Origin of the sequence: Phaeobacter italicus (assembly GCF_019801785.1) — a bacterium.
Classification (GTDB): Bacteria; Pseudomonadota; Alphaproteobacteria; order Rhodobacterales; family Rhodobacteraceae; genus Phaeobacter; species Phaeobacter italicus.
In genome coordinates, this window is record NZ_JAHVIJ010000001.1 from 228,664 (window position 1) to 249,590 (window position 20,927).

Genomic DNA, 20,927 nt, shown 5'->3' on the forward strand with positions numbered 1-20,927 from the left:
AGACCCCTCAGACAGGCGGGGCCCTCAACAGGGGCCCCGTTTTGCATCTGGGTAGGGGCGGGCAGAGCGGATGACGCAGCCGTGCCTGGAAATCACCACATTTCTGGGCTAGGTCGCCTGACAGAGCCCGTCACAACGACCCGCATCAGCGGGCAGAGCAGACCAAGGAGCCCGCATCATGAACATTGAGCAGATTTTCCGCATGATCCTGCGCCGCGTTGTCGGGCGTGCCGTGAACGCAGGCGTTGATGCAGGGCTTGATGCCGTCAGCAAACGTGCGCGGGGCAAGGGGCGTGGCAAAAGCCAGCCCATGACCGAAGAAGAACGCGCCGCCATCGAAGAGCGCGAGCGCATCCGCGCGATCCGTCAGGCCCGCCGCGCCAAACGGGATCAGGGTTCTGACTGATTGCACAGCAGCCTGTAGCCAGTCGGCTGTCTCAGTAGCCTATCTCAGTAAATTGTCCCGGGTGCGCTGTCAGCTGTCAGGACCGCTCAGCTGCGAAAATGCTTCGACAGTTTCAGCCCCTGACCCTGATAGTTGGATGCAATCTCTGCGCCATATAGCTGCTGTGGCATCTCTGACATCCGCTCGTAAACCAGACGTCCGACAATCTGCCCATGCTCCAGCACAAAGGGCGCATCGTGGCAGCGCACTTCCAGAACACCGCGCGACCCGGCACCGCCAGCAGCCGCATAGCCAAATCCGGGATCGAAGAACCCCGCATAATGCACCCGGAACTCTCCCACCATAGCGAGATAGGGCGCCATCTCCGCGGCATAAAGCGGCGGGATCGCGATCGCTTCACGGCTCATCAGAATGTAGAACGCACCGGGATCCAGAATGATCTGCCCCTTGGTTGTGCGCACCTCTTCCCAGTATTCCGCCGGATCATAATGTCCCAGCCGGGAAAGATCGACGACGCCGGTGTGGTGCTTTGCTCGGTAGCCCACCAGATCGCCGCTTTCGGGGCGCAGATCGACAGAGAATCCAAGACCATCCGAAATCACCGGCGTGCCCGAGACGATCGGGGTGTCATCGTGAACGGCGCGCAAATCCGCATCGCTCAGAAAGGTGCGCCCCTGGCGAAAGATGATCTGCGTCAGCAGCTGTCCGGGCTGCACCACGACAGAGAAACTCTGCGGGCAGATCTCGGCATAAAGCGGGCCGTCATAGCCATCCGGCACCCGGTCGAACTCGACCCCCTGGTCGGTGATCACCCGTGTCATCACATCCAGCCGCCCGATCGAGGATTTGGCGCTGGCTGCAGCGGTCATGCCTTGGGGCAGGCGGATCCGCTCCATCAACGGCACAACATAAACGCAGCCTTTTTCCAGCACAGCGCCCCCTGTCAGGGCCACCTTATGCATGGTCAGATCTTCCAGCCGCTCTGCCACAGTGCGCCCGCGGCCCGGCAGAAAGGAGGCCCGCACCCGGTAGGCGCAGTCGCTCAGCCGCAAATCAAGGCTCGCAGGTTGGATCTGATCGTTCAGGATCGGGGAAGAGGCGCCAATCGCACCCTCGGTGATCATCTGCCGGATTTGCCGGTCCGACAGCACGCCCTGTGTCAGGCCGCTGCTCGTCTGTCCCTCAGATGTCATCCCATCCTCCCAACGCTTAATTATCAACACCTTGCACGAAAGGCAGATACAAAAACACCCACCCCAGAAAGGGGCGGGCGTTTTTTAGCCCCTTGCGAGGGCGGGGTATTTTGGTCGGGCTAGCAGGACTCGAACCTGCGACCTTCCGTCCCCCAGACGGACGCGCTACCAGGCTGCGCTATAGCCCGTTGCGCTGGTTTCTACCCTTTTTTCCGGCAGTGGCAAGCGAAAAACCCAAATTTTTTCGCCACATCTGCAAGTTTCTGGGCAGCACCCGCGCGCTGTTGGGATCAGCCGCGCAATGCGCGCAGGCAATTGGCAATCTCGTCCTGCAGATGGGCAGGCACGCGCTCCAGGCCGGCCAGATGGCTCAGCACGGCTGCGCGCGGTTCTGGCACACCGTCGCGAAGGTCCGGCACAATCACCACACGCGCCCGCAATGGCTGGGCCTGGGATTGGTCGCCCTGCGAATCCATCGACTCCTCCGCCGCGTCGTCCGCGACGGTCGCATCCAGTGTCTGCTCTTGCGGGGCAGGTTCTGCCGCGATGGTCTCAGGTTCCGGGTCTGACACAGGCTCAGACAGCGGCGCCATATCCGCCAGCGCGTCTGACGCAGGTTCTGCCACCAGCTCTTCGCCCAGCCCGTCTGCGAGGGTATCACCCGCGTCAGTCTCAGCCGCGTCCACCGCAACCTCACCCGTCTCGGCCTCAGCTGCCACACCCTCATCTGCGAGAGGCGCTGACATGTCGTCCTGCAGATCGCCCTTTAGATCGTCAGGCAGATCGATGGACACCTCATCGGACAGGGGTGCATCATCAGATGCGCCCGCAGGCTCTGTTGCCATATCCGCAGACATGTCTTCTGCCGGGATTTCCTCCACCGGTGCCTCGACCTCGGCCACGTCCTCAGACAAGGGCGTCACAACGGGGGCTTGGGTCTCTGCCTCGGCGTCTTGCTGCTCAGCGCCTGCCTCTGTCAGGTCAGTTTCGAACGCAACCGCGTCAGACGCCACATCCGCGCTATCGCCGAGCTCCTGTGTGGGCTCCTCTGCCGGACTGCCCGCATCCTCTGCACCTGCGATGGGCTGGCTGATCTCTGCCACCTGCTCCATCGGGGCGGCCAGATCCTGCGCAGCATCGTGCAGCGCATCATCCGGGGCAAAAGTCTCTGCCTCCGCCGTTTCTACCGGATCAACAGCAAGCACATCCTCTGCCGCGCTGTCATCCAGTGCGCTGTCCTCAGCTGCCATCGGCTCGGCTGCCGCTTCCATGTCGGCCGCGAACTCCGCTTCCGGTTCCTGCGGCGCGTCAAACATATCAAGCGGCGCATCCTCGGGCGTCGGCTCTTCGCTTTCATAGGGCGCGTCGTGAAGCGCTTGGTCCACGTCCACCCCATCAAGGGCTGCGAGATCGGGCAGGTCTTCTGCTTCGGCAAGCGGTTCGGCAAGGGGGTCCGCATGGCCGCCAAGATCATCGCCCAGTTCGTCAACCAGCGCGGCTGCGGGGGCTTCGGCCACATCCAGCGGCGCAACATCTGCCGGTTCCTGATCCAACGCGCCCGCTACAGCAAGCGGGTTGTCGTCCAGGTCGGCCTCGGCGTCAAATACCGGCGCGTCTGTGTGATCCGCCAGATCAATCTCCACCTCGGCCGGATTGGCTCCCAGATCGGGATTCATAGCCGGTGCCTGCGTGAAATCTGAACCCTCATCAACAGGTTGCGCCGCCTCAGTCAGGTCGGCTGGCGCATCCACTGCGGTCTCAGCCGCAAAGATATCTGTGGCCGGAGCCTCCTGCGGGGCAGTCTGCGCAGGCATGTCCGCCGCAAAGGCGGGCGCATCCGTGACATTGGGGGCCGGGGTCTCATCTACCGCATCGGCAAAGGGCGTCGCCGGGGCGGTATCCTGAGGCAGGGGGCTCTGCGGTGCAGACGGGGCCTCGACCGCGGCGGCCTCCACGTCCTCGGGCGCAGGGGCCAGCTTGTCCACCTCAGCCACGGGGGGCAGATCCGAAGGCAGGCTATCTGCGGCTTCGATCAGGTCGGCAGGCTCTTCGATCTGCGGCAGGTCGCCCAAGAGATCGGGCTGCAAATGTTCGCCCGCACCGTCAGACGTGGCCGGTTGCGCAGGCGGCGTGGCAACAGGTTCAGCAGAAGTGGGTGCAGCAGACACGGGTACAGCGGCGGAAGGCGCAGCAGAAACGGGTGCTGCGGGGGAGGGCGCGGGCGCCTCGGTGCTCTCGCCAAACAGGGTGCTTTGCGCAGGCTGCGGCGCGGTTGGTGCGCTGTCATAAGCAGGCACCGCAGCAGACGAGCCCGCCGCCGCGCCAAAGCTGGTCTGTGGCAATGCGGTTTCGCTCTGCGGCTCTGGCGGGTGGATGTCTCCGGTCTCGGACACCGCTGCCTGCACCGGATCCACAGAAACCGAAGGCGAAGCCGTCGGAACACTCGGCGCGGGGCCGGGCGCGGCTGGGGGTGTGACAGCCGCTGCGGGTGCCTGCGGCGCTGGTGTGTCATCGCCGGTGCCAGCAGCTGTAGGTGCTGTGGCCCCATGTGCCAAGGCGGACGGGGCTTGCGGTTGATAGCTCGGCGCGGGATCTGCAGGCGCCTGCGTGGGCGCAGCGGCCTGTGTCACGCCATCTTGAACCGGGGCGGCATAGGTCGGCGCGGTGGGCGCTGGCGTTGCTGTTGGCTGGGCCTGCTCTGCCGCATCACTTGCAGCAGCAGGAGGGGCCGCCGGGGGCTGCACTGTGGGTTGCACCTGTGGCTGCGCCTGCATCTGCGGCTGGGTCTGTACCGGCTGGGGCTGTACCGGTTGGGTTTGGACTGGCTGGGTTTGTACTGGCTGGGCCGGATCTGCCTGCACTGGAGTTGGCGCAACTTGCGGCGCCTCAGCGGCCGGGGGCATCGCCTGAGGAGCAGAAGCAGGAGCAGCGGTTGCCGGGGCGGGGGATGCGGGCTCTGCCCATGCGCCGGGGGCTGCCGCAGGGGCAGAGGGCGTTGGGGCGGGCGCTGCGGGTGGCTCAACTGGCTCGAATGTGGCCTCAACAGTGGCCTCGATCACATCACCTTGGACTGGATCAGCTGACGCATTCTCGATCGGCTCTACATCCGATGCCGCCGCACTACCCTGCGCAGCGGACGGGGCATCCGGATCTGCGAGAGAGGCAACATGCGCCGCACCATGTTCGCGCAGCAGCGCCTGCACGTCCTTGATCGCCATGCCCTGATCGTGCAGCAGCACCTTGATGCTGCCCAAGAGGTCCACGTCGGCGGGCCGATAATACCGTCGCCCGCCTGCACGCTTCACCGGTTTGATCTGGGTGAACTTGCTTTCCCAGAAACGCAGAACATGCGCCTGGATCCCCAGCCATTCCGCGACTTCACTAATGGTGCGGAAGGCGTCCGGTGATTTTGACATTGGAAATATTGTCCTGTGGTTTCAGACCGTTACTTACGGTTGCCGTCAGCCACCCGGTCCTTCATCAAATGCGAGGGCCGAAAGGTGAGAACACGACGAGGCTGAATAGGCACCTCTTCGCCGGTCTTCGGGTTACGTCCGACACGGGCTGATTTATCACGTACGCTGAAGGTTCCGAAAGAGGAAATCTTGACCTGCTCGCCGCGCACCAGTGCGTCGGACATGTGTTGCAGCATGCTCTCTACCAGCTGTGCGCTCTCGTTTCGCGACAGTCCAACCTCACGGAAGACGGCTTCGCTCAGATCCATACGTGTAAGTGTTTTTTCGCCCATGACTATCCCCATTGTTTGGTAAACCATATGGCGTGGGGAATTTAGCTGTCAATATCAATGAATTGCATCACGGCGCTGGATCGCCTGATCCAACCGTCAAATCACAATCAAAGGATGAGTGGGGCGCCAACCCCGATTTCGCGGTCTGGCGCTTACCAGCGCAGAACGACAGACCCCCAGGCAAGACCGCCGCCGATGGCTTCGGTCACGATCAGATCGCCCTGTTTGATCTGGCCCCGTGCCTTGCCCACGGACAGCGCCAGCGGAATTGACGCCGCCGAGGTATTGCCGTGGTCCTGGACGGTGACAACCACCTTGTCCATCGGCAGGCCCATCTTCTTGGCGGTGCCCTGAATGATGCGGATGTTGGCCTGATGGGGCACGATCCAGTCGACATCATCGGCGCCAAGACCTGCCCGTTCGAGCGAGGTATGGGCGGTTGAGGCGAGTTTCTCGACAGCGTGGCGGAACACCTGATTGCCCTGCATACGCAGATGACCGGTGTTCTGGGTCGATACGCCGCCATCGACGTACAAAAGATCCTTGAACCGCCCGTCAGAGTTCAGATCGGTTGCGAGGATGCCGCGATCATCACTGGTGCCTGCGCCCTCTTGGGCCTCCAGCACCAGCGCGCCTGCGCCATCGCCAAACAACACGCAGGTAGAGCGGTCGGTCCAGTCCATGATCTTGCTGAAGGTTTCCGCCCCGATCACCAGAACCTTGTCTGCCTGACCGGATGCAACCAGCGCGTTGGCATTGCTAAGCGCATAGACAAAGCCCGCACAAACCGCCTGCACATCAAAGGCAAAGCCCTTGGTCATGCCCAATTGCGCCTGCACCATGGTCGCAGCAGAGGGAAAGGTCAGATCAGCAGTTGATGTGGCCACGACGATGGCGTCGATGTCATCCGCGGTCATGCCTGCGTCGGCCAGCGCGTTTTGCGCGGCTTTGGTGGCCATGTTCGATGTGGTTTCACCCTCCGCAGCGAAATGGCGGCGCTCGATCCCGGAGCGGCTGCGAATCCATTCATCGGAGGTGTCTAGCGTGGCTTCGAATTCCGCGTTCTCAACAATGCGTTCTGGGAGGTAGTGCCCGATCCCGGCAATAACTGCGCGTCGCGTCATTCTGCTGCCTGCCTTTATAAGTCTTTTTTGGTGGTCGCCTTGTCCGCTGCTGTGTCGGACGTTTGCGCTACGTCATCTTGGGTAAGCGCAACGGAGGATGCAACCCGTGCCGCGAGTTTTTCTGCAAAGCCCTGCTGCGCCAGGCGAAAGGCCAGTTTGACCGCAGCAGAGACGCCGGTTGCATCGGCGCCGCCATGGGATTTGACCACGGTGCCATTCAGGCCGAGGAACACACCACCGTTGACACGGCGGGGGTCAAGCCGCTTGGACAGCCGCTTGAGCGAGGTCATCGCCAGAAGGGCCGCGAATTTGGACAGGATCGAATAGGAAAACGCATCCCGCAATGCAGTGCGCATCAGGCTTGCGGTGCCTTCACCTGTCTTGATCGCGACATTGCCGGTAAAGCCGTCAGTGACGATCACATCGGCCACATCACCGGGAATATCACTGCCTTCGACGAAACCCACGAAATCAAAACTCGCATCCTCAGCATAGGACGCGATCAGCCCATGGGCTTCTTTCAGTTCGGCATTGCCCTTGTGCTCTTCGGTGCCGACATTCAGCAGACCGACGCGGGGGCGGGCAATATCCATTGAGTTGCGAACATAAGAGGTGCCCATCAGGGCATATTGCAGCAGATCCTGCGCATCCGCGCGCACATCGGCCCCCACATCCAGCATGACGTTAAAGCCCTGCGGATTGAGAGACGGCCACAGAATCGCAATGGCCGGACGATTGACGCCAGGCAGCTTGCGCAGCCGCAGCATGGACAGCGCCATCAGCGCACCGGTGTTGCCGCAGGACACGGCGCCGGCCGCTTCGCCCTGCTTTACGCTATCAAGGGCCGACCACATGGACGTGCCCTTGCCGTTGCGCATCACCTGGCTTGGCTTGTCATGCATGGTCACCACATCCCGGGCGTCCCGGAACTCCACGCGCCCATCCAGGACGCGTTTCTTGGCAACCAGCGCTTTCAGCTCATCTTCCGGGCCATGCAGGATGAACCCGATGTCCGGGTTCTTGTCCGCAGACATGGCAATACCGGCCACCACAACCGCGGGGCCGGCATCTCCGCCCATGGCGTCAACCGAGATGATTATGCGGCCGGCATTCTTCTGATTTTGATGGGCATTACCCGCCATGAAAAAGCCTGCCTGACATAACTCTGATTCAGACGCAGCTTAGGCTGCGTCTTCGTCCATGTCGATCTCGTTGGCTGCTGCAACGATCTCTTTGTCGTCGTAGTGGCCGCAGGAGGGGCAAACGTGGTGGGGACGACGCAGCTCACCGCAGTTGGAGCATTCGTTCGGGTTTGCAGCAACCAGTGCATCGTGCGCGCGGCGGTTGTTGCGGCGCGACTTGGATACTTTGTTCTGTTGGACAGCCATGTCTCAACCTTTGTAACTTGGGGCCTTGGGGCTGTTCCCGCGGCGCGTTTCGTTTGTGTTTCGATCGGTCTGCCGAGCGTTTAGGCCCAGGCTAAGCCGATGTCCAACCAAAATTCCGATGAGCGCGCGAAAATACTGGGAATTATCGTCTGCGCAAGCGGTTTTTTGTCCGAACCCGCCGGGTTGGCTCGTCGGAATCGACTTCCCGCTCTCTTTTCAGTCTTCACGCCCGCCGTCAAGCTGGTCGCGCAGGGCGGCAAGCCCGGCAAAGGGGCGGGTGTCTTCGTCTCGCATCGGCGCAACGCCCGGTTCGGCGTGGACCGATTCTCCCAGAACGGCACCGTCCTTGCGGGGGTATTGCGGCACAAACAGCGCCAGCGCCTCTTCCATGATCTCCTGCACGTCAATGTGACTGCCCAGAGGTTCGCTGCTGTCGTCCTCGGGCATCTCTACCTCTTCTTCGCTTTCGGCATATTCCATGCCCGCGATAAAGCTGCGGCGCAGTTTCTGGTCGATGCGGGTGGTGACCGGATCAAGCGTGACAACGCAATCCTGCACCACTGTGGCCCCCAGTTCGGCCACGACTTCCCAGTCGCGTTTGCCCATTGCGCGGATCTCGCCGGCAAAGCGCAACTTGCGCAATTCGTTCAGCCCAAGCTCCTGTGCGAGGGCCGCCATTGCGGGGGCATCAGGGCGGATTTCAAACCGGGTCGGGCGGTTCTGGGGCAGGTCAGCGACGCGAAAAGCGGTGCTCTCAGACATTTGGGGGACTTTCGTTTCTTGAACCGGAGGCTGGGTTTAGGTAATCCGGTTGCAAGGCGTATTCAAGCCGGGGGGCATGAGAGTAGTTATGGTATCCAAACACGCACGGTCGCTGAAGGCAGCGGCAAAGGTCACGGTCTTCCTTGTTGCCGGCTTCGCCGTTACGGCCTGTGCGCCGATGTATCGCAAACACGGCTATGTCCCGACAGAGGAACAGCTGGCCGAGGTTGTGGTGGGTGTCGACACCAAGGATACAGTGGCCGAAACCATCGGCGTTCCCGCCGCAGAGGGCGTGCTGAGCGATGGCGGCTACTATTACGTCTCTACCCTGATGCGCCGTCGCGGGCCGTCCGCGCTCAAGCCGGTCTCGCGCGAACTGGTGGCCGTGACCTTCAACCAGCAGGGCGTGGTGTCGGGCATCGAACGCTATGGTCTGGAGCAGGGCAAGGTGATTCCGCTGCAGCGCCGCGTGACCAGCTCCAACATTCAGGACAAAACCTTCCTGCGTCAGCTTCTGGGCAGCCTTGGCAACTTTGGCCCCGGTGGTCTGGTCGAGTAAATCGGCCTGCCATCCCCCGTCATTTGCCTGACATGCGCTCTGTGCTAGCTGCAGGAGACCCCGCTGCCCGCGCCACGGCGTGATGGGTTGCGGTTTTCTGTGGATTTATGTGTCAGAGCCAGACCAGCGCCACCATGACCCGATCAAAGCCCGAATATTCCCTGTCTGCCTCCCTGCCATCCCCACAGGGGCGTCAGCTGCTGGCGCGCGGGCGCTACCGGCTGCGCCTGATCCCTGCCACTGCGGGCGAGGATCTGGCGCGCGCGCAGGATCTGCGGGCGCTTTGCTTTGGGCTCGCCCAGCGGGACACGGATGCGTTTGACGCCACCTGCCTTCATCTTCTGGTGGAGGAGGCGGAGACAGGCCAGCTGGTCAGCTGCTGTCGGCTGAGCCTTCTGCGCGATCGCACGGCGCTGCTGCGCAGCTATACCGGCACCCGCTACGATCTGAGCCGCCTGACCCTGGGAGAGGGCCCGGTGATGGAGCTGGGCCGCTTTTGCATCCATCCAGACTGGCGGGACGCCGATATTTTGCGACTGGCCTGGGGCGCGCTGACACAGCTTGTGGACGAAGAAGGGGTTGGGCTGCTTCTTGGGTGCAGTTCCTTTGCAGGCGTTGATCCAGGCCCCTATGCCCATGCATTGGCGCAACTGTCCCTGCGCCATCAGCCACCCGGCGGGCAGGTGGTCAGCCCGCAGACGGCAGAGCGGCGGATGCTGTGCGATCTTGACCTTCCGCCAACCCCCGATCCCAAACTGGCGGCGCTGCAGATGCCCGCCCTCTTGCGGACCTATCTGATGATGGGGGGCTGGGTTGGCGACCATCTGGTGGTGGACCGCGCGCTCAATACCCAGCATATCTTTACCGCGGTCGATATCGCCGCCATCCCCGACAATCGCAAGCGTCTGCTGCGTGCGGTCAGCGCCACGGGCTGAGCCATTCTTGACGCGCTGCCCTTGCCGGTTTAGCTGGCTTTCATGGCACGTATTCCTCTCTTACAGATGTCCGGCATTTCCCTCACGTTTGGGGGCGATCCGGTGTTCGCGGATCTTGATCTGGTGGTGCAACCTGGCGACCGGGTCGCTTTGGTCGGGCGCAATGGATCGGGCAAATCCACCCTGATGAAGGTGATGGCCGGTCTGGTCGAAGCCGATCAGGGCAGCATTGTCATCCCGCCGGGAAAATCCGTGGGCTACATGGAGCAGGATCCCAAGATGGAGGGGTTCGCCACATTGGGGGATTTTGCCGCCAGCGGGCTGGAGCCGGGCGAGCTGTACAAGGTGGAGCGCGCAGGCGAGGGGCTGAAGTTTGACCCCGCCCGCCCGGTAGAAACCGCATCAGGGGGTGAACGTCGCCGTGCGGCTCTGGCCAAGCTGATGGCCGAGGCGCCGGATCTGATGCTCTTGGACGAGCCGACCAACCACCTGGATATCGAGGCGATCACCTGGCTTGAGGACGAGCTGAAATCCACCCGCGCGGCCTTTGTGCTGATCTCGCACGACCGGGCGTTTCTGCGGGCCCTGACCCGTGCGACGCTTTGGGTGGATCGGGGGCAGGTGCGCCGGCAGGACAAGGGGTTTGAGGATTTCGAGGCCTGGCGCGACAAGATCTGGGACGAGGAAGACCAGCAGCGCCACAAGCTGAACCGCCTGATCAAATCCGAAAGTCGCTGGGCTGTCGAAGGCATCTCTGCCCGTCGCAAACGCAATATGGGCCGGGTGCGCGCGCTGCAGGATCTGAAGGCCGAGCGCGCCAGCCAGATCAAACGGCAGGGGACAGCGGAACTGGCACTGGAGTCCGGTCCGAAATCCGGCCGCAAGGTGATCGAGGCGGAGGGGCTCTCCAAGGCGTTTGGTGACAAGCCCATCGTGCGGGACTTTTCGATCAAGGTGCAGCGCGGCGACCGCGTGGCCTTTGTCGGACCAAATGGCGCGGGCAAGACCACGCTGTTGAAGATGCTTTTGGGGATGGAGCAGCCGGATACGGGCAGCGTGCAGCTGGGAACCAATCTGGAAATCGCCCTGTTTGACCAGACCCGCGACCAGCTGGATGGCGATGCGAGCCTATGGGAAAACCTGACCTCTGATCCCTTGCTGGGGATTTCCGGCAAGGCCGATCAGGTGATGGTGCGGGGCCAGCCCAAACATGTGGTGGGCTACCTCAAGGAATTCCTGTTTGACGAGGCGCAAGCGCGCGCGCCGGTGCGATCGCTGTCGGGGGGCGAAAAGGCGCGGCTTTTGCTGGCGCGGCTGATGGCGCGGTCCTCGAACCTTCTGGTGCTTGATGAACCGACAAACGATCTGGACGTTGAAACGCTCGATCTGTTGCAGGAGCTGTTGGACAACTACGATGGCACCGTTCTCTTGGTGAGCCACGACCGGGATTTTCTCGACCGGGTTGCGACCACCACAATCGCCATGGAAGGGGGCGGGCGCGCCACGGCCTATGCGGGCGGGTGGAGCGATTATCTCTCGCAACGTGGCCCTGTGGCGGGGGCGGCTGAAAAGGCTGAAAAGGTCAAAACGGCCAAGCCCAAACCCAAGCAGGAGCAGGCCCCGAAAGAGGGTTTGAGCTTTAAGGAAAAGCACCGGCTTGAGGCGCTGCCGGGCGAGATTGAACGCCTGGAGGCAGAGATCGCCAAGTTGCAGGAGCTGATGGCGGATCCCGAGCTGTTCACGCGCGAGCCGGTCAAGTTCAAGAAAGCCACCGAAGCCCTTGTGGAGCGTCAGGAAAAGCTGTCGGCTGCCGAGGAAGAGTGGCTGGAGCTGGAAGACAAAGCCGCTGGCTGAGGGCGGATAAGGGTAAACCTGTCTGACCCAATGTTTCGCACGCGAAACATTGGGTCAAAGAACGTGCCGTAAATAGCTGATAAATAACGAAACCCTGCCGCAATATGTTGCGCGGCGGTTAACGCGGCGCATGCAATGGGGCGACAGGGTATCTTGTGGCGCGGGGCCGCGTTCTACCGGATTTAGTAGCGCAGCCTGCGCCATTTGGGGGCGGGGCAGAAAGGGTTAACAATCTGCCCGGCTCCGCACGCTATGTTTTGCGGCTGGTGATGGCTCAGCGCATCCGCAATGCGCCATCAAGGCGGATCACCTCGCCGTTGAGATAACCCATCTCCACGATGAAGCCTGCAAGCCGGCCGTATTCGGCAGGATCGCCAAGGCGGGCGGGGTTGGGCACATCGGCGGCCAGCTGTTGTTGCACCTCTTCGGGCAGACCTGCGAGCATCGGCGTCATGAAGATCCCCGGAGCGATGGTCATGACCCGCACGCCCGAAGACGCCAGATCGCGCGCCATCGGCAGGCACATGCCCACAACACCCCCTTTGGAGGCCGCATAGGCGGCTTGGCCCTTTTGTCCGTCAAAGGCGGCAATTGAAGCTGTGTTGATGATCACACCGCGACCGCCATCTGCCTCGGCCTCGCATTTGGCGATTTCCACGGCTGCGAGACGGGCAACATTGAAGGTGCCGACGAGGTTGATGTCGATGGTGCGCTGATAGGCATCAAGCGGATGGGCGCCATCACGGCCAACGGTTTTGATGCCAAGCGCGATGCCTGCGCAGTTCACACAGGCATTGATCTTGCCCATCTTCTCGCTGGCCAGAGCAATGGCAGCGGCCACCGAATCCTCGCTGGTGACGTCGGTTTCGGCAAAATGCCCGCCGATTTCTGCGGCAACGGCCTGCCCGCGGTCCACATCGCGGTCCAGCAGTGTGACCTGTGCGCCATTGGCGGCAAAGTGGCGGGCTGTGGCCTCTCCGAGGCCCGACGCGCCGCCGGTGATGACGGCGGCGGTTTGCGACAATTTCATGAGGCTGTCCCCTCCCAAGGATCAATGCATGAGAACATCAGTATCTGAACGTGTGTTCAGATAATCACGTCCCCCCGGCAGTGTCCAGAGAGAGTTCCGCAGCGCCATTGGCGCCATCGGTCCCCTGGATCAGCAGTAGCCGGAGATGCCCGTGCTCATCAGGCGTTTGTCCAGCGCGGCGATGGGGCGGAGCAGGCGCCCCATCGGGGCCCAATAGGCCCATGTTCCGCCCAGCTGATGCAGGCGGGCGCCGCTGCCCAGTTTGAACCGGGCAAGTCCGGGGGCGTCTTCGGTGTTGATGACGCCAAGATCCAGCTGTTCGCAGCCCTGTTTGGCGAGCCAGTTCATTGCTTCCCACATCAACAGGTTATGTGCCGACAGCGCCTTGCCGCGCTCGGTTGTGTGGGCGATGTGATAGGTCGCACCGCGTCCGTGGCGCAGAACAAGAATGCCTGCGACGATATCCTTGCCTTCATGGGCTTCAAAAACCTTGGCCATGCCCTTGTTTTCACGGGCATAGGCGAGGGTCAGATCGACGGGCCAACTGCGATAGCCACGGCGGGCCTGTTGTGCGGCATCCGCAGCAAACAGCCAATGCGCCGGGGTTTGCGGCAGCGACTGGCGGGTGACGCGCAGGCCCTGGCGTTCTGCATGGACCAGACGGTTGCGCCATTTCTGATGCAGCCGTGCGCGGCGCTGGTCGTGGTCACCGGTCAGATCGACAAGGCCGACATATGCGGGGCTGACCAGCGGAACGGCACCATGGCGGGCGAGCGCGGGTGTGGGGGTTTCTGGCGACAGGATCACCGGGGTGCGGTGCAGGCCCTGTTCGCTGATTTGTTCGATCAGGCGCAGCGGTTTGTCGATGCGGGCGCGGTTTACCATGGCCACGTCGATGCGGCCCAAGAGCTTGCGGCGCATCACGACGGTGTCCTTCAGCTGGCTGAGCACCATCGGCTCCTTGCCGGTGGCAGCAAGGGCGCGGGCGAATTCCGGGGTTTGGGGCAGCGCGGAGATGGTCTCGTCGCGCAGAACTGGGCGGGGCATGACATCAGCAGGCATAAAATCGAACATGGCGCCATTAACCGCAGGGAAACCTAAATGATGGTTAATGGAGATATGAAAAATGCGAATAAAATTTTGAAGCAACATGCACCCGGTGCCCGAATGACACGATCCGCCGCTTTTCTGCTGGCTGTTGCGCTGTCCGTTCCGGTTGGGCTGGTCCTGCTTTTGGTTGATCTGCTGCTGATTTGAGCGGGGTCCAGCGGGGATCTACCGGGGATATGCCCATGAAAAAGGGGGCCGCTGGCCCCCTGATCCGAGTGTTGTGTGTGTCTGAGTGCGAGAGCGGCCTTAGCCGTCCAGCTGCACCAGCGCGTGGCGTTTTTTGCCCGCAGACAGTTTGATCGGGGAGGCGAGCGCGGCAGCGTCGATCATGAGGCCCGCATCTGTCAGCGGTTTGTCATCGATCTTGGCGCCATTCTCGGCGATCAGGCGCTTGGCGTCCTTGCCGGACTTCGCAAGACCCGATTTCACGATCAGCTGCACGATGGAAATACCATCGCCCAGATCCGCAGAGGACAGCGACAGGGTGGGCAGGTCGTCGCCAACGCCGCCTTTTTCAAAGACCTCGCGGGCGGTGGCCTCTGCGGCTTCGGCAGCGGCGCGGCCGTGCAGAAGGGCTGTGACCTCATTGGCGAGGATCACCTTGGCGGCGTTCACCTCAGAGCCTTCGAGCGCGCCAAGGCGGTTGCATTCATCCACCGGCAGCTCGGTGTACAGCTTGAGGAAGCGGCCCACGTCTGCGTCGGTGGTGTTGCGCCAGAACTGCCAGAATTCATAGGGCGACAGCATGTCGGAGTTGAGCCAGATCGCCCCGTTCTGGGACTTGCCCATTTTCTTGCCGTCCGACGTGGTCAGAAGCGGCGAGGTGAGGCCATAGATTTCGTGGTCCAGAACCCGGCGCGTCAGGTCGATGCCGTTGACGATATTGCCCCATTGGTCCGATCCGCCCATCTGCAGCACACAGCCATAGCGACGGTTCAGTTCAAGGAAGTCGTAGGCCTGGAGAATCATGTAGTTGAATTCCAGGAACGACAGGGACTGTTCTCGGTCCAGACGCGATTTCACGCTTTCAAACGACAGCATCCGGTTCACCGAGAAGTGGCGGCCGATGTCGCGCAGGAAGGTGAGGTAGTTCAGATCATCCAGCCATTCTGCGTTGTTGAGCATCATGGCTGAGTTTTCGGCGCCGGTGTCGTAGTCGATGTAGGCGGCAAAAACCTTCTTGATGCCTGCAATATTGGAATCGATCTGATCATCGGTCAGCAGCGGGCGTTCGTCCGCGCGGAAGGAGGGATCCCCGACCTTGGTGGTGCCGCCGCCCATCAGGGTGATCGGCTTGTGACCGGTTTTCTGGAACCAGCGCAGCATCATGATCTGGATGAGCGAGCCGACATGCAGCGAGGTCGCGGTGGCGTCAAAGCCGATGTAGGCGGACTGGCCGGGGGTCATCAGTGCCTCGTCCAGGCCCTGATAATCGGTGCAGTCGGCCAGATAGCCGCGTTCCATCATTACAGAGATGAAGTCCGATTTCGGGTGGTAGGTCATGACGTGCCTCGGCTTTCTAAATTGCGCGGTGCTGTATAAAACGCAATTTGCGCGGGGGAAAGCAGTCTGAACCGCTTTGCGGCAGAAAATCCCTGCGGTATCTTTAGGGTGTGGCGACGGGGTTGCGCTGGCGGGGGGATCTTCCGTTCATTTGTCCCCCGTGTCGCTTTCCAATGATGCGATGAAACCGCGATCCGTGAAACCGGTCGCAATGCGAGCAGGCAAGAACAGCATGTCCAGAACCTCAAACCGAGCCATTGCGAAAACCGGCCCTCTGCGGGCTCTTGGCACGATGAGCGGCACCTCGCTGGATGGTGTGGATGCGGCCATCGTGGTCACTGATGGTGTGTCGATTCACGGATTCGGAGCCAGCTGCTATCATGCCTATGAGCCGGTTGAACGCGCGCAGCTGGCCTCGGCGCTGGGGCAGTGGCATGGCCCGCAGGTGGACGCGGCGGGTGAGATCGTGACCCGCGCCCATGCGGATCTGCTGACACGCTTTCTGGCGGAACAGGTCGATGAAGATCAGGCCGAAGCAGAGGCGGGCGTGGATCCGTCGCGCAGCGCGCCTGTCGACGTGATTGGCTTTCACGGCCAGACCCTGGCCCATGCGCCACGGCAGCAGGGGACGTTGCAGGTGGGCGATGGTGCGGCGCTTGCGCAGACCTTGGGTGTGCCCGTGGTCTGGGATTTCCGCAGTGACGATGTGCGCCTGGGCGGAGAGGGGGCGCCGCTGGCGCCGTTTTTCCACTTTGCCTGCGCCAAATACCTGAAGCGGGACAAGCCCTTGTGTTTCCTGAACCTCGGCGGGGTTGGCAATATCACCTATGTCGATCCGCGTTTTGATGCGCCTGAAGAGCCCGGCGCGCTGCTTGCGTTTGATACCGGGCCAGCCAATGCGCCGATCAATGATCTGGTGCAGGCGCGCTGTGGCCAGCCGATGGACGAGGGTGGCCGGATCGCGCTTGGCGGTGAGGTGGAGACGGGGGCGTTGGAGCTGTTTCTGGCCGAACCCTATTTTGCCAGGATGCCGCCCAAATCGCTGGACCGAAACGATTTTTCAGAGATGATCGACCTTGTGTCCGAGCTGAGCGACCGCGACGCCACCGCCACGCTGACGGGCATGTGCGCCGCCGCCGTGGCGCAGGGAATGGAACATTGCCCCGAGGCGCCGGAGGTGGTGCTGGTCACGGGTGGCGGGCGCCATAATCCGGTGCTGATGGAGATGCTGCGCGTTTCACTGGATTGCCCGGTCGCCCCGATTGAAAGCGCCGGACTGGACGGTGACATGCTGGAGGCGCAGGCCTTTGCCCATCTGGCGGTGCGGGTGGCGCGGGGTCTGCCGACGTCCTGTCCCGGCACCACCGGCGTGCGCGCCTGCGTGGGCGGCGGCGTGGTGAGCGTGCCGGGATCATCGGACTGAGCCGGGGAGCTGAGCCGGGGACTGGAAACGTCTGAGTTTCTTGGCAAATGTCCCGGGGAAAAATCCGGGGTCAGGCGCGGGGGATATCAAAACCGGGTGCGGCCAGTTCAAAGCCTTCGAACTGAAATCCGGGTGACACCGTGCAGCTGACCAGCGTGTAGTCCCCTGTTGTGCGGGCCGCCTGCCAGTGGCCTTCCGGCACAATCAACTGGGGCTCTCCCTTTGTCAGGTCGGGGGACAGGAGGTGATCCTGCGCCGGGCCTGCGTCGCTGGCGGCGAGGGACAGCACCAGCGGCGCGCCTGCGTGATAAAGCCAGATCTCGGTGGCATCGACCCTGTGCCAATGGCTGCTTTCACCGGCCTTCAGCAGAAAGTAGATGCAGGTGCCGGTCGCGCGGCCTTTGTGGCTACCTGCGTTTTCGGCAATCCATGTCTGGCGATAATAGCCCCCTTCGGGGTGCGGCTGGAGGTTCAGCTTGGCGATGATCTCGTCAGCGGTCATGTCCGGGCTCCGTTTTGTCTGTTGGCTCTGGCAATTTGGTATCTGCCGCATATGTTTGGGCCATGACATTGCATATCCCCTTTGACAATACATATGCCGCGCTGCCGCCGGTGTTCTACACGAAACAGGCCCCTGTGCCGGTCAAGGCGCCTGAGCTGCTGGCCTATAACGCTGCTCTTGGGGCGGAGCTGGGCATCACGGTGGGCGAGCAGGCCGAGCTGGCAGAGGTCTTTGCGGGCAATCGTGTGCCGGAGGGGGCCGCGCCCCTGGCGCAGCTCTATGCCGGGCATCAGTTTGGCAACTACAATCCGCAGCTTGGCGATGGGCGCGCGATCCTGCTGGGCGAGACGGTTGGCGCTGACGGCGCGCGTCGCGATATCCAGCTGAAGGGATCGGGGCGCACGCCCTATTCGCGCGGTGGCGATGGGCGGGCCTGGCTGGGGCCGGTCCTGCGGGAATATGTGGTGAGCGAGGCGATGCATGCGCTTGGCATTCCGACAACCCGCGCGCTGGCAGCGGTGACAACGGGAGAACTGGTCTGGCGCGAACAGGGCGGGCTTCCGGGCGCGGTGCTGACGCGGGTGGCCTCCAGCCACTTGCGGGTCGGGACGTTCCAGATCTTTGCCGCGCGCGGTGAGACGGCGGCGCTGCGCCAGCTGACGGATTTCGCTATCCAGCGCCACTATCCAGAGGCAGAGGGTCCGATGGGGTTGCTGCGGGCGGTGCGCGATCGCCAGTCAGAGCTGATCGCGGCCTGGATGTCGGTGGGGTTCATTCACGGGGTGATGAACACCGATAACTCGTCCATTTCCGGCGAGACGATCGACTACGGGCCATGCGCCTTTATGGATGTCTACCATCCCAGCACGGTGTTCAGCTCAATCGACCGCATGGGGCGCTATGCCTACTCCAACCAGCCCGATATTGCGGTCTGGAACCTGGCGCAGCTGGCGACCGCGTTGATCCAGCAGGCCGAGGATCCGCAGGCGATGGTGGAGGAGGCAACCGAGATCGTGCATGCGATGCCCGCGCTGACAGAGGCCGCCTGGTTGCGCCGCTTTGGCGCCAAGATCGGCATTGCCGAGGCAACCCGCGAGGATATGGGGCTGATCACCGACCTGATGCAGCGCATGGCTGCGGGGCAGGCGGATTTTACCAATACGTTCCGGGCCTTGGTGGATACTGTGTCGCCAGATGGCGGACCGGCGCGGGATGAGTTTCTGGAGCCAGAGGCCTTTGATAGCTGGGCAAGCGGCTGGCGCGCGCGCCTGGAGCAGGAGGCGGATCCGGCGGCGGTGATGGCGGCGGCCAACCCTGTTTACATCCCGCGCAATCACCGGATCGAGGCCATGATCGAGGCGGCGGTGGCCGGTGACATGGCGCCATTTGAGCGGCTCAATACGGTTCTGGCGGACCCTTACACCGTGCAGGACGGCGCCGAGGATCTGCGTCGCCCGCCAGCGGAAAGTGAGATCGTCACCGCGACCTTCTGCGGGACCTGACGGCGCGCGGTTATTTCCGGTTGATCAGCACGATACCGACGGCGACCAGTGCCAGCGCGGCCCAGACCTGAGGGTAGATGACTTCGTTCAAGAGCAGCCAGCCGAGGATGGCGGCAATCACCGGTGACAGGAAGCTGAAGGAGGCGACGGCGTTGGCGCGGTAGATGCTGATCAGCCAGAGCCACAGAAGATAGCCGAGGCTGGCAATGGCGACCGACTGGAACAGAACGCCCGCGATATGCAGTGCGGTGGGGTCGCGCAGCAGTGGGCCAAACAGCGGCGAGATCGCAAGCAGGACAACGGCAGAGGTGGCAAGCTGATAGGTCAGCTGACGGATGGGCGGCACGGCCGCCAGCGGCGACAGGCGCGCACAAAGCGCAATGCCCGCCCAGGCCAGCGTTGAGATCAGCGCCAGCACATCCCCCAAAAGCGAGGCATCACCGCTGCCCCGGTGCAGGACTGCCAGCACGACGCCACCCATCGCCAGCACCAGACCAAGCATCCGGATCGGGCTCAGCCGTTCCCCTGGCAGCAGCAGGTGACCTGCCAGTGCCAGCCAGACGGGCATTGAGTTGAAGATGATCGTCACCCGTGACACCGATGACAGATCGAGGGCGATGTAGAGGCAGATGAATTCAGCCGTGAACAGAGATCCGGACACCAGCCCCCAGAAATGGACAGAGCGGCTCCAGTGGACCGGTGTCGCAGCGGTTTCAGGCGGGGTTGGCGCGGTTGCACGCTTTAGCTGGCCGCGAAACCCCAGCCATGCAAGCAGAACCGCAAGCCCGATCAAAGAGCGCAGGCCAGCCTGAAACACCGGGCCAAAGCCGCCGTTGGAGACCTTGATCACCACCTGATTGAGCCCCATCAGCCCGCTGAAGCCGATCAGCATCGCGGCGCCAAGGCCGTCCATTGCGCGTTTTTCACTCATGGCGCCACAGGAAATCCCGCCGCTGGCAGAGTCAAGGTGGCAAAACAGGTGCTTAGGCCATTTGCGGTGTGACGGGGCGTCCTCTGGTCCGGGCTTGCGATTTGCGCCATGCTGTGACCGTATCCCGCACCAAATGGCGGGGGCGGAAGCAGGTGAGATGACCAGGAAACCGGGGCAGGGCAACGAGATGGGACGGCTGAGGCTGGCCACATACAACATCCAGAAATCAGTGGGGATGGACCTGCGTCGACGGCCGCGTCGCACGCTCAAGGTGATTGAGGGGACAGGCGCGGATCTGGTGTTGCTGCAGGAGGCGGACAAGCGTCTGCCGCCGCGCCCTGCTGCGTTGCCTCATTTCGTGCTGGATGAGGCCGGCTGGCATATCGTGGATCTGGGCGGCGCGGGGTCGCTGGGCTGGCATGGCAATGCGGTGATCTGGCGGGGCGATGCGCTGCGGCTGGTGGATCAGGGCCATATCCCGCTGCCGGGGCTGGAGCCACGCGGTGCTGTCTGGGCCCGGTTTGAAACAGCGCTAGGCCCGCTGAGGGTGGTGGGGGCGCATCTGGGGCTGACCACCAGAGCGCGGCATGAGCAGGTGCATCATCTGGCGCGTCATATCGCAAGCGAGCCGGATCTGCCCACCGTCTGCGCCGGCGATTTTAACGAATGGTCGCGCCAGCCGGTGCTGGACCATATGGCGCCGCAGCTGCGGTTTGTGCCCCCAAAAGCCAGCTTTCCCGCGCTGCGCCCGATTGGTGCGCTGGACAGGATTGCTGTCAGCCGGGGATTGCGGGTGGTCGAAAGCGGGGTCTACCGCGCTCGGCCTGCGCATGTCGCCTCGGACCATTTGCCGGTCTGGGCAGACCTTGAGGCCGAGAGCGGCTGAGGGGATGCGCATTGCCTGACAGGGCATATGAAAACGCCGGGGCGGTCGTATCCACCCCGGCGTTTCTGTAT

Annotated in this window: 19 protein-coding genes and 1 tRNA gene; 7 read left to right on the forward strand and 13 right to left on the reverse strand. The window is 62.7% G+C overall.

The genetic code is table 11. The features are described from left to right. Positions 1-178 precede the first annotated feature (178 nt). Positions 179-406 carry a hypothetical protein gene (locus tag KUV39_RS01095; protein ID WP_008561385.1) on the forward strand — a complete coding sequence of 76 codons (228 nt, stop codon included), beginning with the start codon at positions 179-181 and terminating at the stop codon, positions 404-406. A gap of 86 nt (positions 407-492) precedes the next feature. Here KUV39_RS01095 and KUV39_RS01100 read toward each other — a convergent pair whose 3' ends face one another. The 8 genes from KUV39_RS01100 to KUV39_RS01135 all read right to left on the reverse strand — a co-directional run bounded on the left by KUV39_RS01100 (position 493) and on the right by KUV39_RS01135 (position 8,621). Next, positions 493-1,599: a 2'-deoxycytidine 5'-triphosphate deaminase gene (locus KUV39_RS01100; protein ID WP_222458706.1), complete on the reverse strand. Its 1,107-nt coding sequence runs from the start codon at positions 1,597-1,599 to the stop codon at positions 493-495. Between the two features lie 111 nt (positions 1,600-1,710). Next, positions 1,711-1,787, reverse strand: a tRNA-Pro gene (locus tag KUV39_RS01105). 102 nt (positions 1,788-1,889) lie between these two features. Then, positions 1,890-5,015, reverse strand: a complete 3,126-nt coding sequence (locus KUV39_RS01110; RefSeq protein WP_222458707.1) for a MerR family transcriptional regulator — start codon at positions 5,013-5,015, stop codon at positions 1,890-1,892. A gap of 29 nt (positions 5,016-5,044) precedes the next feature. Continuing rightward, on the reverse strand, positions 5,045-5,347 hold the full coding sequence (gene ihfA, locus KUV39_RS01115; protein WP_008207184.1) for an integration host factor subunit alpha: 303 nt from the start codon (positions 5,345-5,347) through the stop codon (positions 5,045-5,047). Between the two features lie 152 nt (positions 5,348-5,499). Then, positions 5,500-6,471, reverse strand: coding sequence for a beta-ketoacyl-ACP synthase III (locus tag KUV39_RS01120; RefSeq protein WP_008563073.1), 972 nt, complete (start codon positions 6,469-6,471; stop codon positions 5,500-5,502). A gap of 14 nt (positions 6,472-6,485) precedes the next feature. After that, on the reverse strand, positions 6,486-7,613 hold the full coding sequence (gene plsX / locus KUV39_RS01125; protein WP_037302473.1) for a phosphate acyltransferase PlsX: 1,128 nt from the start codon (positions 7,611-7,613) through the stop codon (positions 6,486-6,488). 39 nt (positions 7,614-7,652) lie between these two features. Continuing rightward, positions 7,653-7,859 carry a 50S ribosomal protein L32 gene (gene rpmF, locus KUV39_RS01130; protein ID WP_008561999.1) on the reverse strand — a complete coding sequence of 69 codons (207 nt, stop codon included), beginning with the start codon at positions 7,857-7,859 and terminating at the stop codon, positions 7,653-7,655. A gap of 216 nt (positions 7,860-8,075) precedes the next feature. After that, positions 8,076-8,621, reverse strand: a complete 546-nt coding sequence (locus KUV39_RS01135; protein ID WP_222458708.1) for a YceD family protein — start codon at positions 8,619-8,621, stop codon at positions 8,076-8,078. An 88-nt stretch (positions 8,622-8,709) separates the two neighbouring features. Here KUV39_RS01135 and KUV39_RS01140 point away from each other — a divergent pair, with 88 nt between their 5' ends. From KUV39_RS01140 to KUV39_RS01150, 3 genes are all read left to right on the forward strand, one after another. After that, positions 8,710-9,180 carry an outer membrane protein assembly factor BamE gene (locus tag KUV39_RS01140; protein WP_008561981.1) on the forward strand — a complete coding sequence of 157 codons (471 nt, stop codon included), beginning with the start codon at positions 8,710-8,712 and terminating at the stop codon, positions 9,178-9,180. 134 nt (positions 9,181-9,314) lie between these two features. After that, positions 9,315-10,115, forward strand: coding sequence for a GNAT family N-acetyltransferase (locus tag KUV39_RS01145; protein ID WP_244998187.1), 801 nt, complete (start codon positions 9,315-9,317; stop codon positions 10,113-10,115). Between the two features lie 42 nt (positions 10,116-10,157). After that, positions 10,158-11,969, forward strand: coding sequence for an ABC-F family ATP-binding cassette domain-containing protein (locus KUV39_RS01150; protein WP_074964217.1), 1,812 nt, complete (start codon positions 10,158-10,160; stop codon positions 11,967-11,969). Positions 11,970-12,243: 274 nt separating this feature from the next. On the opposite strand, the gene KUV39_RS01155 is transcribed toward KUV39_RS01150, so the two are convergent. From KUV39_RS01155 to tyrS, 3 genes are all read right to left on the reverse strand, one after another. After that, complete coding sequence (locus tag KUV39_RS01155) at positions 12,244-12,999, reverse strand: SDR family NAD(P)-dependent oxidoreductase (protein WP_008561310.1); 756 nt, start codon at positions 12,997-12,999, stop codon at positions 12,244-12,246. A gap of 129 nt (positions 13,000-13,128) precedes the next feature. Further along, entirely contained in the window at positions 13,129-14,073 is a 945-nt protein-coding gene (locus tag KUV39_RS01160) for a GNAT family N-acetyltransferase (RefSeq protein ID WP_168578786.1), read from the reverse strand. 282 nt (positions 14,074-14,355) lie between these two features. Beyond that, a complete protein-coding gene (gene tyrS, locus KUV39_RS01165) occupies positions 14,356-15,612 on the reverse strand; it encodes a tyrosine--tRNA ligase (protein ID WP_008559444.1) in 1,257 nt (418 codons plus the stop codon). 232 nt (positions 15,613-15,844) lie between these two features. On the opposite strand from tyrS, the gene KUV39_RS01170 reads away from it, so the two are divergent. Continuing rightward, positions 15,845-17,035 (forward strand): anhydro-N-acetylmuramic acid kinase, encoded by a 1,191-nt coding sequence (locus tag KUV39_RS01170; protein WP_222458709.1) that lies wholly within the window; start codon positions 15,845-15,847, stop codon positions 17,033-17,035. Positions 17,036-17,105: 70 nt separating this feature from the next. Here the strand turns inward: KUV39_RS01170 and KUV39_RS01175 are convergent, their stop codons facing one another. Next, the gene (locus KUV39_RS01175; RefSeq protein WP_222458710.1) at positions 17,106-17,537 is read right to left on the reverse strand and encodes a cupin domain-containing protein; all 432 of its coding nucleotides are present in this window, start codon (positions 17,535-17,537) and stop codon (positions 17,106-17,108) included. A 62-nt stretch (positions 17,538-17,599) separates the two neighbouring features. On the opposite strand from KUV39_RS01175, the gene KUV39_RS01180 reads away from it, so the two are divergent. Next, complete coding sequence (locus tag KUV39_RS01180; RefSeq protein WP_222458711.1) at positions 17,600-19,039, forward strand: protein adenylyltransferase SelO; 1,440 nt, start codon at positions 17,600-17,602, stop codon at positions 19,037-19,039. Positions 19,040-19,049: 10 nt separating this feature from the next. Here KUV39_RS01180 and KUV39_RS01185 read toward each other — a convergent pair whose 3' ends face one another. Beyond that, on the reverse strand, positions 19,050-19,970 hold the full coding sequence (locus KUV39_RS01185; RefSeq protein WP_244998188.1) for a DMT family transporter: 921 nt from the start codon (positions 19,968-19,970) through the stop codon (positions 19,050-19,052). A 157-nt stretch (positions 19,971-20,127) separates the two neighbouring features. Between KUV39_RS01185 and KUV39_RS01190 the strand changes: the two genes are divergently transcribed. Further along, complete coding sequence (locus KUV39_RS01190) at positions 20,128-20,856, forward strand: endonuclease/exonuclease/phosphatase family protein (protein ID WP_222458712.1); 729 nt, start codon at positions 20,128-20,130, stop codon at positions 20,854-20,856. Positions 20,857-20,927: the final 71 nt, after the last annotated feature.

Bases quoted from the DNA above. Each gene is read 5' to 3' on its own strand.
- KUV39_RS01095 (WP_008561385.1), top strand. From the start codon at position 179: ATGAACATTGAGCAGATTTTCCGCATGATCCTGCGCCGCGTTGTCGGG.
- KUV39_RS01100 (WP_222458706.1), bottom strand. From the start codon at position 1,599: ATGACATCTGAGGGACAGACGAGCAGCGGCCTGACACAGGGCGTGCTG.
- KUV39_RS01110 (WP_222458707.1), bottom strand. From the start codon at position 5,015: ATGTCAAAATCACCGGACGCCTTCCGCACCATTAGTGAAGTCGCGGAA.
- ihfA (WP_008207184.1), bottom strand. From the start codon at position 5,347: ATGGGCGAAAAAACACTTACACGTATGGATCTGAGCGAAGCCGTCTTC.
- KUV39_RS01120 (WP_008563073.1), bottom strand. From the start codon at position 6,471: ATGACGCGACGCGCAGTTATTGCCGGGATCGGGCACTACCTCCCAGAA.
- plsX (WP_037302473.1), bottom strand. From the start codon at position 7,613: ATGGCGGGTAATGCCCATCAAAATCAGAAGAATGCCGGCCGCATAATC.
- rpmF (WP_008561999.1), bottom strand. From the start codon at position 7,859: ATGGCTGTCCAACAGAACAAAGTATCCAAGTCGCGCCGCAACAACCGC.
- KUV39_RS01135 (WP_222458708.1), bottom strand. From the start codon at position 8,621: ATGTCTGAGAGCACCGCTTTTCGCGTCGCTGACCTGCCCCAGAACCGC.
- KUV39_RS01140 (WP_008561981.1), top strand. From the start codon at position 8,710: ATGGTATCCAAACACGCACGGTCGCTGAAGGCAGCGGCAAAGGTCACG.
- KUV39_RS01145 (WP_244998187.1), top strand. From the start codon at position 9,315: ATGACCCGATCAAAGCCCGAATATTCCCTGTCTGCCTCCCTGCCATCC.
- KUV39_RS01150 (WP_074964217.1), top strand. From the start codon at position 10,158: ATGGCACGTATTCCTCTCTTACAGATGTCCGGCATTTCCCTCACGTTT.
- KUV39_RS01155 (WP_008561310.1), bottom strand. From the start codon at position 12,999: ATGAAATTGTCGCAAACCGCCGCCGTCATCACCGGCGGCGCGTCGGGC.
- KUV39_RS01160 (WP_168578786.1), bottom strand. From the start codon at position 14,073: ATGTTCGATTTTATGCCTGCTGATGTCATGCCCCGCCCAGTTCTGCGC.
- tyrS (WP_008559444.1), bottom strand. From the start codon at position 15,612: ATGACCTACCACCCGAAATCGGACTTCATCTCTGTAATGATGGAACGC.
- KUV39_RS01170 (WP_222458709.1), top strand. From the start codon at position 15,845: ATGTCCAGAACCTCAAACCGAGCCATTGCGAAAACCGGCCCTCTGCGG.
- KUV39_RS01175 (WP_222458710.1), bottom strand. From the start codon at position 17,537: ATGACCGCTGACGAGATCATCGCCAAGCTGAACCTCCAGCCGCACCCC.
- KUV39_RS01180 (WP_222458711.1), top strand. From the start codon at position 17,600: ATGACATTGCATATCCCCTTTGACAATACATATGCCGCGCTGCCGCCG.
- KUV39_RS01185 (WP_244998188.1), bottom strand. From the start codon at position 19,970: ATGAGTGAAAAACGCGCAATGGACGGCCTTGGCGCCGCGATGCTGATC.
- KUV39_RS01190 (WP_222458712.1), top strand. From the start codon at position 20,128: ATGACCAGGAAACCGGGGCAGGGCAACGAGATGGGACGGCTGAGGCTG.